Source organism: Pseudoalteromonas sp. SIMBA_162 (assembly GCF_046535955.1).
GTDB lineage: Bacteria > Pseudomonadota > Gammaproteobacteria > Enterobacterales > Alteromonadaceae > Pseudoalteromonas > Pseudoalteromonas marina.
The window spans coordinates 110,658-124,275 of record NZ_JAWJBQ010000009.1 but is presented as its reverse complement, the minus strand read 5'-3'; the positions used below and the strand labels follow the sequence as shown (position 1 = coordinate 124,275).

At 39.7% G+C, this 13,618-nt stretch carries 13 protein-coding genes; 7 read left to right on the top strand and 6 right to left on the bottom strand.

Annotated elements, in window-relative coordinates; genetic code table 11:
- Positions 1-11: 11 nt before the first annotated feature.
- Positions 12-2,606, bottom strand: a complete 2,595-nt coding sequence (locus R0J88_RS08995; RefSeq protein ID WP_052242905.1) for a TonB-dependent receptor — start codon at positions 2,604-2,606, stop codon at positions 12-14.
- Positions 2,607-2,937: 331 nt separating this feature from the next.
- Complete coding sequence (locus R0J88_RS08990; RefSeq protein ID WP_410899714.1) at positions 2,938-5,298, bottom strand: DNA polymerase II; 2,361 nt, start codon at positions 5,296-5,298, stop codon at positions 2,938-2,940.
- A gap of 60 nt (positions 5,299-5,358) precedes the next feature.
- On the opposite strand from R0J88_RS08990, the gene dinG reads away from it, so the two are divergent.
- Genes dinG through R0J88_RS08960 form a run of 6 tightly spaced genes read left to right on the top strand, consistent with a single transcriptional unit; the run spans position 5,359 to position 10,199 of the window.
- Positions 5,359-7,434, top strand: coding sequence for an ATP-dependent DNA helicase DinG (dinG, locus tag R0J88_RS08985; protein WP_410899713.1), 2,076 nt, complete (start codon positions 5,359-5,361; stop codon positions 7,432-7,434).
- Positions 7,434-8,210 (top strand): TSUP family transporter, encoded by a 777-nt coding sequence (locus R0J88_RS08980; protein ID WP_039038085.1) that lies wholly within the window; start codon positions 7,434-7,436, stop codon positions 8,208-8,210. The genes dinG and R0J88_RS08980 overlap by 1 nt, the downstream gene beginning before the upstream one ends.
- 1 nt (position 8,211) lies before the next feature.
- Complete coding sequence (locus tag R0J88_RS08975) at positions 8,212-8,820, top strand: primosomal replication protein (protein ID WP_010557138.1); 609 nt, start codon at positions 8,212-8,214, stop codon at positions 8,818-8,820.
- Between the two features lie 10 nt (positions 8,821-8,830).
- Positions 8,831-9,730: a histone deacetylase gene (locus tag R0J88_RS08970; protein WP_410899712.1), complete on the top strand. Its 900-nt coding sequence runs from the start codon at positions 8,831-8,833 to the stop codon at positions 9,728-9,730.
- A gap of 51 nt (positions 9,731-9,781) precedes the next feature.
- The gene (locus tag R0J88_RS08965; protein WP_006793580.1) at positions 9,782-10,063 is read left to right on the top strand and encodes a late competence development ComFB family protein; all 282 of its coding nucleotides are present in this window, start codon (positions 9,782-9,784) and stop codon (positions 10,061-10,063) included.
- On the top strand, positions 10,047-10,199 hold the full coding sequence (locus tag R0J88_RS08960; protein ID WP_008129305.1) for a YbaM family protein: 153 nt from the start codon (positions 10,047-10,049) through the stop codon (positions 10,197-10,199). The genes R0J88_RS08965 and R0J88_RS08960 overlap by 17 nt, the downstream gene beginning before the upstream one ends.
- A 2-nt stretch (positions 10,200-10,201) precedes the next feature.
- Here R0J88_RS08960 and R0J88_RS08955 read toward each other — a convergent pair whose 3' ends face one another.
- Positions 10,202-10,726, bottom strand: coding sequence for a sel1 repeat family protein (locus R0J88_RS08955; RefSeq protein ID WP_341219327.1), 525 nt, complete (start codon positions 10,724-10,726; stop codon positions 10,202-10,204).
- A 103-nt stretch (positions 10,727-10,829) separates the two neighbouring features.
- On the opposite strand from R0J88_RS08955, the gene R0J88_RS08950 reads away from it, so the two are divergent.
- A complete protein-coding gene (locus R0J88_RS08950; RefSeq protein ID WP_341219326.1) occupies positions 10,830-11,714 on the top strand; it encodes a DMT family transporter in 885 nt (294 codons plus the stop codon).
- A 17-nt stretch (positions 11,715-11,731) separates the two neighbouring features.
- Here the strand turns inward: R0J88_RS08950 and R0J88_RS08945 are convergent, their stop codons facing one another.
- From R0J88_RS08945 to R0J88_RS08935, 3 genes are read right to left on the bottom strand one after another with little or no spacing between them, the layout of a single operon-like run.
- Positions 11,732-12,244: a CC0125/CC1285 family lipoprotein gene (locus tag R0J88_RS08945; RefSeq protein WP_410899711.1), complete on the bottom strand. Its 513-nt coding sequence runs from the start codon at positions 12,242-12,244 to the stop codon at positions 11,732-11,734.
- Between the two features lie 25 nt (positions 12,245-12,269).
- Positions 12,270-13,010 carry an anti-sigma factor family protein gene (locus R0J88_RS08940; protein ID WP_410899710.1) on the bottom strand — a complete coding sequence of 247 codons (741 nt, stop codon included), beginning with the start codon at positions 13,008-13,010 and terminating at the stop codon, positions 12,270-12,272.
- A complete protein-coding gene (locus tag R0J88_RS08935) occupies positions 13,007-13,498 on the bottom strand; it encodes an RNA polymerase sigma factor (RefSeq protein WP_039038091.1) in 492 nt (163 codons plus the stop codon). Before R0J88_RS08935 ends, R0J88_RS08940 begins: the two co-directional genes overlap by 4 nt.
- Between the last annotated feature and the right edge of the window lie 120 nt (positions 13,499-13,618).

Here is a 13,618-nt window from a genome sequence, read left to right as displayed (position 1 = left end):
AAACTAAAAACTTAGAAAGACTGTTTAAAGTTTAAGTACATTGTACGACCAAAACCTGAGTAAAGATCGAAGTTGTAGTCACGACCGCCAGAAGCGAAAAGTGGTGGCTGTTTACCGAATGCATTTTGTGCACCGAAGCTCACTTTACCGTTCCAAGGCGTGTTGTACGCAACTTGTAGATCATGAGTTACCCATGAAGGAATGTGACCTTCACACTCACCATCTGCAGTGATGTCTTCACACTGGCTATCAATCAGGTTTAAATTCCAAGTGAAATCAAAATCAGAGATAGAGTAAACGTTAGACAGGTTTAGACGCATTTGCGGTACACCTGGATCATCAACGAAGTTACGACCGCCATCTGTGCTGTAATCTACAATGTGAGATAGGTTGAAGTTAGTTCTTAAAGTACCAGCATCACCAAATTCAAACATTGAATTAGCTTTAAAGTCGATACCTGAAGTTTCTAAGCTACCATCGTTACCAAAACCACGTACTAGCTGAGTGATAGCACCATTTGGTGAACGAGATACAGTGAACGCATCTGGCACAGAGTCACCACGTAAACGTGCATCAATGATAGATTGAGCAGAGAACGCACGGATTCGGTTAGTGATTTCAATGTTGTAGTAATCAAGTTCTACAGAAATCGCATCTGTTACTTGGTAAACAACACCAAGTGAGTATTGGTCAGACTGCTCTGAACCTAAATCAGGGTTAGCAATAACTAATGCGTTAATTTGTGAAGAACAATTTGCAGCTTCACCAATTGCTAAACATGTAGCTTCATCAGAAACTGAATCCGCTGATTCAGAAGGCTGTTGAGTTAGGTCTGGTAATGAAGGAGCGCGGAAACCTTTACCCCATGATGCGCGAAGTACTAAGTCATCGATTGGGTTGTAACGTGCTGACACTTTAGGTGAGAAATCTGAACCATAGTCAGAGTAATCATCGTAACGACCAGCAAAGTTAAGCTCAAACTCTTCAGTTACTGGAACTAATGTTTCAAAGAATAAACCACGAACTGAACGTGCGCCACCTGCACTGCTACCTGAAGAACCACCTACTTGGCCTGCTGCAGAAAGTGAATCGTATACGTCAGCATAATCTTCTGAACGGTATTCAAAACCTACGAATGCTTGAATTGCACCAGCGTCAGTTTCCATAAGGTCAAACGCAGCATTTGCATAGAACTCTTCTTGGTTAAACTTACCAGTACGTGAAGTAGTTACCGTCATTGCGCCTCTAACTTCTTCAGATGCACCGAACGGGTCATTTAGCATGTAAGTACCGTCGTTGATGTATTGACGAGCAATACTACGAAGGATGTAACCTGTACCTACGTTGTGGCTTTCGTTAATTGTTTTGCGAACACCTGTTTCAACAGAAACGTCACCAATCATACCTTTAGCGCCAAAACCGATATCTTTAAGCTCTGTAGATAAGTTGTTGTCACGGTTACCTAACGCAGCAAAACGATGCCAGAAATCTAAACCTTGCTGTTCCATTTCTAGAGAAGCATCGTAGATTGGGCTGTTAGGGTTAGTTGGGTTGTTAGGGCTATCGGCACTAACAAATACTGTATCTGTTGATGCGTCAAACGCTGTTGTATCTAGACCTGGAGCGTAACGACCAAATGATTTAGTTTGTGCGATGTTGATGTCTGTGTAAATACTCCAGTCATCGTTCACATCGTATGTAGCTTTAACGAAAGCTGAGCGGTTTTTGATTGACGCTTCATCAGCAGATACTGCTGCGAAGTTAAAACCACAACGTGCGCCAATGCGGTAGAAGTTTTCATTACCTACGCCTTCACATGTAGCTTCTGGAGAGAAGAAATCAAAATTACTTGCTCTTTCACCATCTGTAGTTGTGAATGTTGTGAAGTTGTTTGAATAAACTGAACCACCTGGGCTGTACCATGGGAAGTCACGAGCGTAAACAATGTCACGACCACTCCAAGATGCACCAGCAAGTACACGAGAGTTGTCTGAAGAAGCACCGAAAAGTACAGAACCATTTTCACGGTCGCCGCCTTCATGCTCAATACGGCCAGAACCTAGAGTAACTTCTGCACCATTAAAGTCTTTACGTAAAATTACGTTAATTACACCACCGATAGCATCTGAACCGTAAAGTGCAGAAGCACCATCAGTAAGGATTTCAACACGCTCAACAGCTGCCATTGGGATTGAGTTTAAATCTTGGCTTGAACCAGTAAGAGTTGACTTAGGTAAACGACGGCCATCTACTAAAACTAGAGAACGGTCAGAACCTAAACCACGTAAGCTTACCGTAGTAGCGCCCTGAGCAGAACTACCAGACTGCGGACGGAACGAACCCAGACTGTTAAATGTAGTATTACGTAATAAATCAGCTACTGAAGTTTCACCACTAAGCTCGATTGCAGTACGGTCGATAACTGTTACTGGTAAATCACCAGCCATATCAACACGTTTGATACGTGAACCAGTTACTTCAATACGCTCAACTTTTTCTGCAGAATCTTCTTCTGCAGCAAAAGAACTTGCTGAAAATGCAGCTGTAGATGCTGCGCCAAAAGCGATCGCTAAGCGAACTGCTTTTGAAACTTTGTTATTTAACATTTGATTCTCCCAGGAATACATTTATTAATTATAATTTTTTCAGTCTAGCGGTACAAAACGTATTGAGTACCCCAATCACTGTGCCTTCAATGATAATACTAGTGAAAGAGCAAGGTCAACAAGGAATTAACGTTGCGTTAATAATTAATTACTAAAAAGAGCTAAACGTAAATTACATCAAAAAAAAATAAATCTTAAACTATTGTTAATTAACAAATAAATACACAATCTAAATTTAGTGCATTAACAGTTTGTTGCTTTTTTCACTTCAAATTAAAATATTTACTTTTGTAAGTTTTGTAGTTCAACGCAAATTTAATAAGCAAAGAGCTTAAAAATCAGGCAGAAAAAGCTGACCGAGGTTGTTTTTTTTATTATTTATCACTAAGGCATCAAATATTGCTGCAGATATCGGAACCAGCTGTCTCTGTTGATATAATGGGTAATTAAGTGCATTTTTTCCATTAAATATTTCTGCCCCTGACATCGCATAAACATACTCTATAATTTGCCCGCGCCTTACTTCAAAGTCAGGATGTTCTGCCTTGTGTTTTTTTACCGCTTGTACATGTGGTGGAATATTTTTTTCGTAATCGTTTAGATTTCTACCAAGGCGTTTTTTGTAAACAAGCTTTTGATCAAACTCACCGGCAAAAAGTCGCTTAGTATAATCTTTTACTATTTCGTCAAGTTGGGCAATTTCAAACTGTGAATCAAACAAGGCCTCAAATAGCTCTTTTTGAAACTCCTGGGCAAATTCAGTCCAATCACTTCTCACGGTTTCCATACCTTTAAAGACGATTTTAGATTCATCACCTTTTACTACTTTACCAACGTAACGTTTTTTAGAGCCTGTTTTTTTATCGCGAATTGTAGGCATAAAAAAGGGACTGTAATGGGTTTCAAATTCAATTTCTAAATAGCTTTTTAAATTAAAATGCTTCGCTATATGCCGCTCCCACTGATGATTAATATGAGTCATCAATTCATTACCAATTTTATTGCAGCATTCGGCAGTTAAGTTCTCATCCACTTTTACAAAAATTGAGTCTGTATCACCATAAATAACACTGTACCCAAGCTCCTCCATCCATTTACGCGTCGTTTGCATAATTTCATGGCCGCGCAGCGTAATAGAACTTGATAAACGAGGATCATAAAATCGACATCCCTTAGATCCAAGTACACCATATAAGCTGTTCATAATAATTTTAATTGCTTGCGATAACATTGGTTGGTTGGTGTCTTTGGCGTTTTGACGAGTTTTAGTTAGGTATTCAATTAACTTTGGTAAATGATGCTCACTACGAGAAAACACTGCATTATTAAAGCCTTGTATTGCATCATTAGGGGCATTTAACCCTTTTATTAATCCTAGAGGGTCAATACAAAAAGTGCGCATAATAGAGGGGTATAAACTTTTAAAATCTAAAACCAAAATATTTTTATAAAGCCCAGGCAATGAGTCCATCACGTAGCCACCAGGGCTGTCAAAAGACAAACCATGGTCGCCTAAATTAGGGGCTACATAACCACTGCGGTGCAGCAAGGGTAAATACAAATTAGTAAAAGCAGCTACAGAGCCGCCCATTCGTTCAAGCTCTAGACCTGTTAGCTGTGTGCGAACAATAGCAAATTCATATAAGTTTAATTTAGTAAAAATACGATTAACTAAAATACAGTCTTGGCGGTTGTAAGCCGCTAGAGTCAGTTTATCCTCATTAAATTGGCGAATAATTTCGCCTAACCGGTTGTCTGATTGAATTAGCTTGGCTTCACCTAATACTTTTTCGGCAATGTTCCCTAAAGAGTAATTATCAAAGTGATAAGTCGCATTTTTTAAAGTGTCAATTCCATCAACAACACATCTTCCCGGCAACGTAAGGCGAGTATAGTGCCCCGTATTGATATTAATTGGTTGGCTATCTCTGCCCAATTTAAGGGAAATTCCAAGCGCTTCGGCACGGGCATTAAGTACTGTAAAATCAAACTCTATTACATTCCACCCAATAATAATGTCGGGATCATTACCATTTAAATAAATATGTAACTTTGTAAGTAACTCAAGCTCATCTAAACACCAGTCAATGTTGATTTGTTCACTATGATTGTGTGGTTCGCCAATCATTAAAACGCAATCAAGTCCATTACCAACAAGACCTATTGAAAACAGCACGCCTTCCCCATCACATTCAATATCTAATGACAGCGACTTAAGCTTGGGTGTGTAATCTGTATTTGCTTTCAACTTTGCGTTTTGTATAAGTAAAAAGCCGTTTTTTTGACTAACATCTCCAGTAACCCAAACACCACCTCTAATAAAGCGCTCCATTAAAAAGCGATCGCTGTGGCGAATATCACCCTCGTAAATAGTTATGGTGTTTTCAAATAATGTTCGTGCCTTATAAAGACTGCTGGTATTGTTAAAATAGCAGGCAACACAGGCTTTGCCGCTAAAGTGACTCATTTCAACTGTTTTAAAATTAACACTTATACGTGCTTTATCTAATAACTGCTGGGCATGTTGCTGTTGTTCTTGTGAAATAAAAAACACAGCTTGCTGATTTTCAATAACAACTTTAATTGGGCCGTGATCGGATGCAAGCCAATAGCATAGTGTGATCCCCTCACTATGTTTAGACGAATATTGCTGCCTTGATAAAATAAAGCCCTGATAGATTGCTTGTGTCAATGCACGATCCCACTTAATATACACACTGTAATTATATACATACTTTAGGCAAATCATTCCATGCTTTCTGACTCTCTAAAAAAAACTATTAGGCAAGTGCATCAGCATGTGGCTAAAAACCTGAATGATTATAGGCCGCGCAGCAGTCAAAATTACCTTGTTGCAGAAATTGCAAAAACATTGGCTGGTGAGTATCACAAAAAACAACGAATTTGCGTCATAGAAGCTGGCACAGGTACCGGTAAGTCACTTGCTTATTGCTTGGGGGCCTTGCCTTTAGCATTGGCACAAAAAAAGAAGCTAGTAATTTCTACGGCTACCGTGGCATTGCAAGAGCAATTAATTGCAAAAGAACTGCCTTTTTTTAAAACACATTCTGGGCTCGACTTTAAGTTTGATTTAGTTAAAGGACGCCACCGCTATATTTGCGCCCATAAACTCCATAATGCTGTTAATGGTGATAGCCAAACTCAAATGGACTTTATGCCAACGCTTACCTCTCCACTAAGTGATATGGAAAGCAAGTGCTTGCAAGGGCTATACGATGCTTACGTAAATAAAAAATGGCAAGGCGATAGAGATAGCTGGGCAGATACAATTCCCGACAGAGTTTGGAATTTAATTGCTTGCGACAAGCATGCTTGTCAGCGCCAAATGAAAGCGCATTTGACTTGCCCATTTCAATTAGCTCGCCAACAACTCATGCAAATGGATGTGCTGGTTATTAATCACTCTCTGCTACTGGCTGATTTAGATTTAGGCGGTGGTAAAATTTTACCCGAGCCAGACAACACTATTTATGTAATTGATGAAGCACACCATTTAGCCCATATAACACGCGATTTTTCGTCTGCTGCAGCAACCATTAAAGGCACAATAGAATGGCTCGATAAGCTCACTAAATTCAGCGGAAAAATGGCAAAAGTGTTAGTTGGACAAAGAGCCATAGGTCAAAACTTTAAGCTTTGCGATAGTATAAACGATGCAAATAAAGACCTAAAAGTAGTGAGAGATATTCTTGATAATGCTGACTTTGAATATTCAAAAGACGACACATACCGTTTTGAACATGGTGAAATACCCAAATCGCTTCACAGCAAAGCAAAAGATATAAGCGAAGCCACACAAGATGCACTACGTTGTTTAAATAAAATGCACGACACCCTTACACAAGATGTGAGCGACGGCGACATAAAACCTTATGTTGCCGATCCTATTCTTGCTGAAAGCGGTCACTACATTAATCGCTTAGAGCAACTAAATAAATTATGGTTTAGTTATGCCAACAAAGGAGAAGGCATACCCCACGCACGTTGGATAAAACGCCTTGAATATAAAAGTCATCATGACCACCTTTTAAGCGACTGCCCCATTGAAGTAGGCTACTACCTAAAAGACAAACTTTGGAACGAGTGCGCCGGCGCTGTTTTATGTTCTGCCACATTAAGTGCACTTGGTTCGTTTGACCATTTTGCTTATGAAAGTGGTTTAGCAAAAGAGGAAGGCGTTAAATTTATAAAGGTTCCCTCGCCCTTTGATTACCCAAAACAGGCAACATTACGCATTCCTGTGTCTAAAGTTGAACCTACCGATAAAGACTTTAGCGATCACTTAGCAACCACTTTGCCAGAGTATTTAAGCACTAAAAAGGCAAACTTAGTCTTGTTTGCCTCGTACTGGCAAATGGACCATGTCGCAAAGTTTCTTAGAACAAAAGGTTTTAACTTATTAGTACAAGGTGAGATGTCGAGAGAGTCACTGCTTAAAAAACACAGTCAAAATATTGATAGCGGTAAAGGTAGTATTTTATTTGGTACGCAAAGCCTTTCAGAAGGTCTTGATTTACCTGGTAAATATTTAGAGAACCTCATTATCACAAAAATCCCTTTTGCTGTACCTACCTCTCCAATAGAGGAAGCGCAAGCAGAATTTGTGCAAAGCAAGGGCGGTAATCCGTTTTTAACAATTACAGTCCCAGATGCTGCTAAGAAATTGGTACAAAGCTGTGGTAGACTGCTGCGAAAAGAGAGTGACGAAGGCTGTATTACTATTCTTGATAGGCGTTTAGTAACCAAACGCTACGGTAAAGCCATGCTCGACACCCTACCACCATTTAAAAGACAAATAGACTATTAATGTTTGAACTCGCACTCGACCCGACAACTTGGGCAATTTTATGTGCTGTTGCATTGGCAGCAGGCTTTATAGATGCAATAGCCGGTGGCGGTGGCATGTTAACCGTGCCCGCATTACTTACGGCCGGTTTACCACCGCACCTAACATTAGGTACTAATAAACTCGCTGCGAGCTTTGGTTCGTTAACAGCAAGTTTTACCTATTACAAAAAAAACCTTTTTAGCCCCAAGTTTTGGTTGGCATCAATTATTGCAACCGCAATAGGCGCGCTACTAGGCACGGTTATTGTTGATTATTTAAGCATCGATTTTTTAAATAAGTTGCTACCAATTATAATTATTGTTGTTGCCTGCTACAGCTTATTTGGAAATTTGAGCACCACACAAGGTGATGAGTTACCAAAACTCAACAATGCAATGAAAGTAAAGCAGTGGGTCCAAGGCCTAGCACTCGGTTTTTTTGATGGATTAGCAGGCCCAGGCACCGGCACATTTTGGACCGCGTCTAACGGCATGCTTTATAAAATGAACTTGCTTCTTAATTGCGGTTTAGCCCGCTCTATGAACTTTGTGTCTAACTTTATTTCTCTTATAACCTTTGTAGCTTTAGGGCATGTAAACTTTTTGCTTGGTATAACAATGGGCTTTTTTATTATGTTAGGAGCCTGGTTTGGTGCGCACTCTGCAATTAGGTTTGGTAGTAAATTTATACGCCCTGTTTTTAATACCATGGTTATACTTTTAGCATTAAAACTCATTTACGAGGCTTACTTTTAGCATGCAAGTGAATGCATTAGAAAAACTACAACAGCAAGTTACTTCGCTCAAGCAACAAGCTGAGCAATTTGACAGAGCTAAATTGTTTGCTAAAAACCGTTATATGCAAGCACAACCTAGCCTATTTGACCGCGCTGTATTTCAAACTAAAAGCATGAACCTGGCTGATTACGTAAACGAAATAGAAGAAGAAGTAGCAAGCTTACCACCAAGCGATCACCGCCATGCTTATACCTACGCGCTAGAGCGAATTGCATCGCAAGTCCAGGCCGTATTTAATGTCATTAAATCAACACCAATTTGGGAAAAAGAAAATAAAAGTCGGTATAAACCTCGCCCAAAACAAGCTGTTTATAAGCAAGCTGTAAAAAAAGTGATGCAGTCTTCTCATGAACTTTACGACGAGTTAAAACAAAACCATGAGTTTGAACGCCGCTTAATGCTGATGATAGAAGAGCGTAAAATGCAAATGGAAAATGCATCCCCAGCAAAAGCTCAAAAGCTTAACCTTGAAATATTAAGTACTCACGCACGTTTAGGTCGATGCAGAAAAGCCATTTCAGCCACTGAAGACAAAATACAACAAGTAGAAAAACAGCAACTCCGTTAGGGCTTTGTCCATGCAGCTATACTACCACCCTCTTTATTCAAATTTGCCTTTGCCCGAAAAGCACCGCTTTCCAATTCAAAAATATCAACGGCTTAAAACCGAAATAGAACATTTAGGCTTTTTACCAACCGCATTCAAGCAGCCCGCCAAGGCACACCCCTCGCAATTAGCCTTATGTCATAGCGAGCAATATATTAATAATTTTTTAACTGGGAACTTATCTGATAAAGCGATAAAAAAGATGGGCTTTCCTTATTCGGCTCAATTAGTTGAACGAACATTGCTGTCTGTCGGTGGGAGTATTCAAGCAGCAGAAGAGGCTTTAAAAAGCGGACTAACCTGCAATTTAAGCGGTGGTTATCACCATGCCTATAGCGATTACGGCAGTGGTTTTTGTATATTTAACGATTTAGCCATAGCGGCCACACACTTATTAAATACTCATAAAGCTAAAACTGTGCTGATTTTTGATTGCGACGTGCACCAAGGCGACGGCACAGCGCAGATTATTAATCAGCAAAGCCATAAAAATATCATTACTTGCTCAATTCATTGCGAGCAAAACTTTCCGCGTTTAAAGCAGCAATCTGATTACGACTTTTCTTTACCTGCTAAATCTGGCGACGATGAGTATATCGACACATTACAACACGCACTTGCGCTGTGTGTAAGTATCCATCAGCCAGATATTATTCTGTACAACGCGGGCGCAGACATTTACACAAAAGATGAGCTAGGTTTATTAAATGTATCTATTACAGGTGTTTATGAACGAGATCTTTTTGTTCTTGATTTTTGTAAGCAACATAACATTCCCCTTATGTGTGGTTTAGGCGGCGGTTACCAACGTAATTTAGACAGCTTAATCAATGTGCATAAGCAACTATTTAAAGCGGCTATCGATTTATAACAATCCTTAGTATAGACTTACTTAAATGGAACATAACAAAGCGGTAGGAACATGCGATTACACGACGATATACATAACTATTACGAAAAAATTGTTGTTGAAGAAATCATAAAACGAAAACTAGACGAAAAATATGACGACGACGTTATGGCCGACTTTTGCTGTACCGTGTTAAACCAACTGCCACCTCGTTACATTCGTTACGACGTAGATATGGCGTTTTATTTACCACAAGCTGAACGCATACACATGGAAGAACGTGTTCAAACCGCTATTGATGTGGCTATTAGTCAAATATCTAAAAAGAAAAATTTAAATGACCAACCCTCTTGAGGAAGCGCCAACGCATATTAAGCTCGCTGTTGATTTAATTATGATACTGGAGCAACACAACGTAGAGCCTGAAGAAGTCTTAAAAGCGCTCGATATAGTGAAAAGTGACTTTGAAAAGAAGCTAGTTAACAACTAGCTTTATTCAACTGTGTCTACTTCATACACAGTGACCGCTCCGTCACGTTTAGTGCAATCAATTTTAATTTCGCCAAATGTTCTTCTAGCTGATGTTGACCTTCGGCAAGTCATGTTTTGAGCTTTAACACCAAACTGCTCAATGTAGAGCGCAACAATTGCATCTATTTGCTGCTTCTCTTCTAATGTTGCAGCGGCATAGAAAGTATCATATTGATGTGACCAATTTTCAACGCCAGCTTCTGCAGCTACACCTAACCAACCCATGCCAAGTTTGGTTGATTGATCTAAATATTGACCTTTTAAAAACATAAACGCCAACGTGTATTGTGCGCTTTTATACCCAAGTGCTGCAGGCTCTTTTAAATCATTAAAAGCTTGTTCGTACAGCCCATTTTTATAGGCTTTAATACCGTTGTATTCTTTTTTCTTCATTGTATTATCGCTGTATAAATTAACTGGGGTCGACCCACACCCACTTAATAAACTCACAGCCAAAATTGCTGTAGCCAGTAAACACCTAACCATAACTAGTACTTTATTATTTTTAATATGCGAGTACCTAATCTGGCTTACACTCTTTGTAAAGCCTGTTATTCTATAACCCTATTCGTATAATTAAAATATTATCATGAGCTTAGCAAGTTTACTTCGATTATTTTTTCTGGCTGCAATTTGGGGCGCGTCATTTTTATTTATGCGCATGGCCGCCACTAGTTTAGGGCCCGCAGTGTTAATAGAATTTAGAGTAGGCTTTGCGGCACTCACACTATTTATAGTTGCACTGTATTTAAAACGCAGATTGGCGTTTACTAAACACAAAAAGCACTTTTTTATAATTGGCGCACTTAACTCCGCCCTGCCTTTTTTACTTTTTGCTTATGCCGCGCAAACTATCAGCGCATCTACGTTATCTATTTTAAATTCTACAACGCCTATTTGGGGCGCTGTTGTGGGTATTATCTGGAGTAAAACCAAGCCAACTAAGAGTATGGTTATAGGCTTGCTATTGGGTTTAGTAGGTGTGGCAATTTTAGTTGGGCAAAATCATCTTATATTAAATACTCAGTCACTTATTGCTATTGTAGCAGCGCTAAGCGCTTCATTTTGTTATGCCATTGCATCTCATTACACAAAAAATGCGCCAAAGCTTGCACCGTTTGATAACGCACACGGCTCAATGTGGGCAGCGAGTTTTATGGTGCTGCCTCTTATACTTTTTATGCCAATGCGTGAAGTGCCAACCACCAACGTTATGCTTGGCGTTTTAGCCCTTGGCGTAGTGTGTACAGCGCTTGCTTATATTTTATTTTTTAAGCTTATTGACGATATAGGCCCAACCTCAGCTTTAACGGTCACGTTTTTAATTCCGCTATTTGGCATTTTTTGGGGACATTTAATTTTAGACGAGCAAATTGGGCCAAATACGTTATTGGGCGCTTTATTTGTTATTGTGGGCACTATGCTGGTTACTGGATTTTTACCGCGAAAAAAGCACCTAGCTAAAACACGCTAAATGCTTTTACAAAGCGCTTACTTTTGTGCTTTTTTGCTTAAGTGTTCAATTAAGTCTTGTGCGCTATAGCTATTGTCGCTGGGTTTAATGCCTTTACCCATTTTAATATCAATCAGGGTGTGTACTTCTTTGCGTTTATCATTGTTGCTCACCTGCACGCCTACACTGCTTGTTGGGCGTGCGCGTGTTTCGCAAGTTAATAAACCGCAGCTTCGCTCATATTGCTGACTGTGTGATGCACTAATAGTTGACGCGGGCGCTTGCGATTTAGACTCAACAAAGGTTTCTTTATTCGTTACAACAAACCAGTCGTAGCCTTGCGCTTGGGTAAGTTCAGCCGCGCGTAACAATGCATAGTCACCGGCATCAGCTACATTGTTTGACACACTTTTAAACTCTACGCGGTATTGATCGTCACTAATTTTTTGCTCGCTGTAACCTTGTGAGCCATTATTCGCGGCGCGGTAATCAGGGTTAGATGCACAACCCGCCATAAGTAAAATACTGATAATTAAAATAGATGTTTTCATAATTCACCTCGTTTTATACACATTATTATTTGTTTAACTGCCACTTTGCGCTAATTGCTTGCTGCTCTTGCGCTCTATCTAGTGGTGCGCCGCTGATCATGCTATCTATAACAGCATCTAACTGACTGTTATTAGACGCCGTTTGATATTGCGCGCCATTATTACTTTGCTGCGTAGCTGTTTGCGCTTTAATTTGCCAACCGCTTTGCGTTTTACATGCAATACTTGTTTGCGTTGTGTTGTTTGAACTTAGTGCATACTGCCTACAAAGCTCACCTTGCTGATTTTTAAAACTAAGCTGCGCGCTAAATACTGAGCCATCACTTTGCTCATACTCTCCACTACTTAGCTGTTTATTAAGGGCTGAGGCTATGCTACTGGCTACTAAATTTTGCGACTCATTGGGTTGTAAATAACTGGTCATTGCAATACCAAATACCACGGCAATGCTTGCAGCTATTGCTAAGCTTTTATTAGCCGAGTGCTTAACCTTTTGCCAAGGCGTTAACGCCACTATATTGCTATTTAAAGTGTTTTTTGTCGTTGCTGTATCAAGCTTTGCAACTGTTTTAGCTAATGAGTCACTAAGGGGGACGTCATCAATACTTGTTGCGTGCTCTTTTACTCGCATGTCTACTTCGCTTAGCTCTGCAATTCGCATTACTAGTTCATCATCCGTTTCAAGGGCTTTACGCACTTGTTCCATTTCGCGCTCGCTTAGCTCTGAGTCTAAAAAGGCGCTAAGTGTTTCGTCGTTAATGTTCATACTTGCTCCTTTTTAAAGTCGGGTTTTATTAAATTATAAAGTGTACTGCGTGCACGCGATAATTTACTCATTACACTGCCTATAGGTATATCGAGTGTATGTGCTACGTCTTTATAGGCCATGCCCTGCACTGCCACCAGCGATACAATGGCGCGTTGCTCTTCGGGTAATTGCCCAAGTGCTGTATTTACATTTTTAAGCATTTGTTTGTTTTCGAGTGTTTGGTGCTCATTACTTGTAATTGGCTCTGGTAATATATCGGCCTGGGCCGTATTTTGCCTTACCTTGCGTGAGCGGTATTCGTCTATCCACACATTGCGGCAAATTTTAAACGCCCATTTAGCAGGCTCAACGTCATCCGGAATGCCTTTTACTAATAGTTTTTCAATTGTTATTTGCACTACATCGTCTGCATCTGCTTTACTACCCGTTAGCGAATAGGCAAAACGCCTAAGCATGGGCAATAAGGTTTTTAATGTTTCGTTCATTGATTTTTACCCCTTTTATAAAGAAGACGATTCAAAAAAACATTTATTCCCAAATAATCAAAATAATTTGAATAATGAAATATTTTTATGTGTTAAACGTTAACTAACTAGCATGATAGA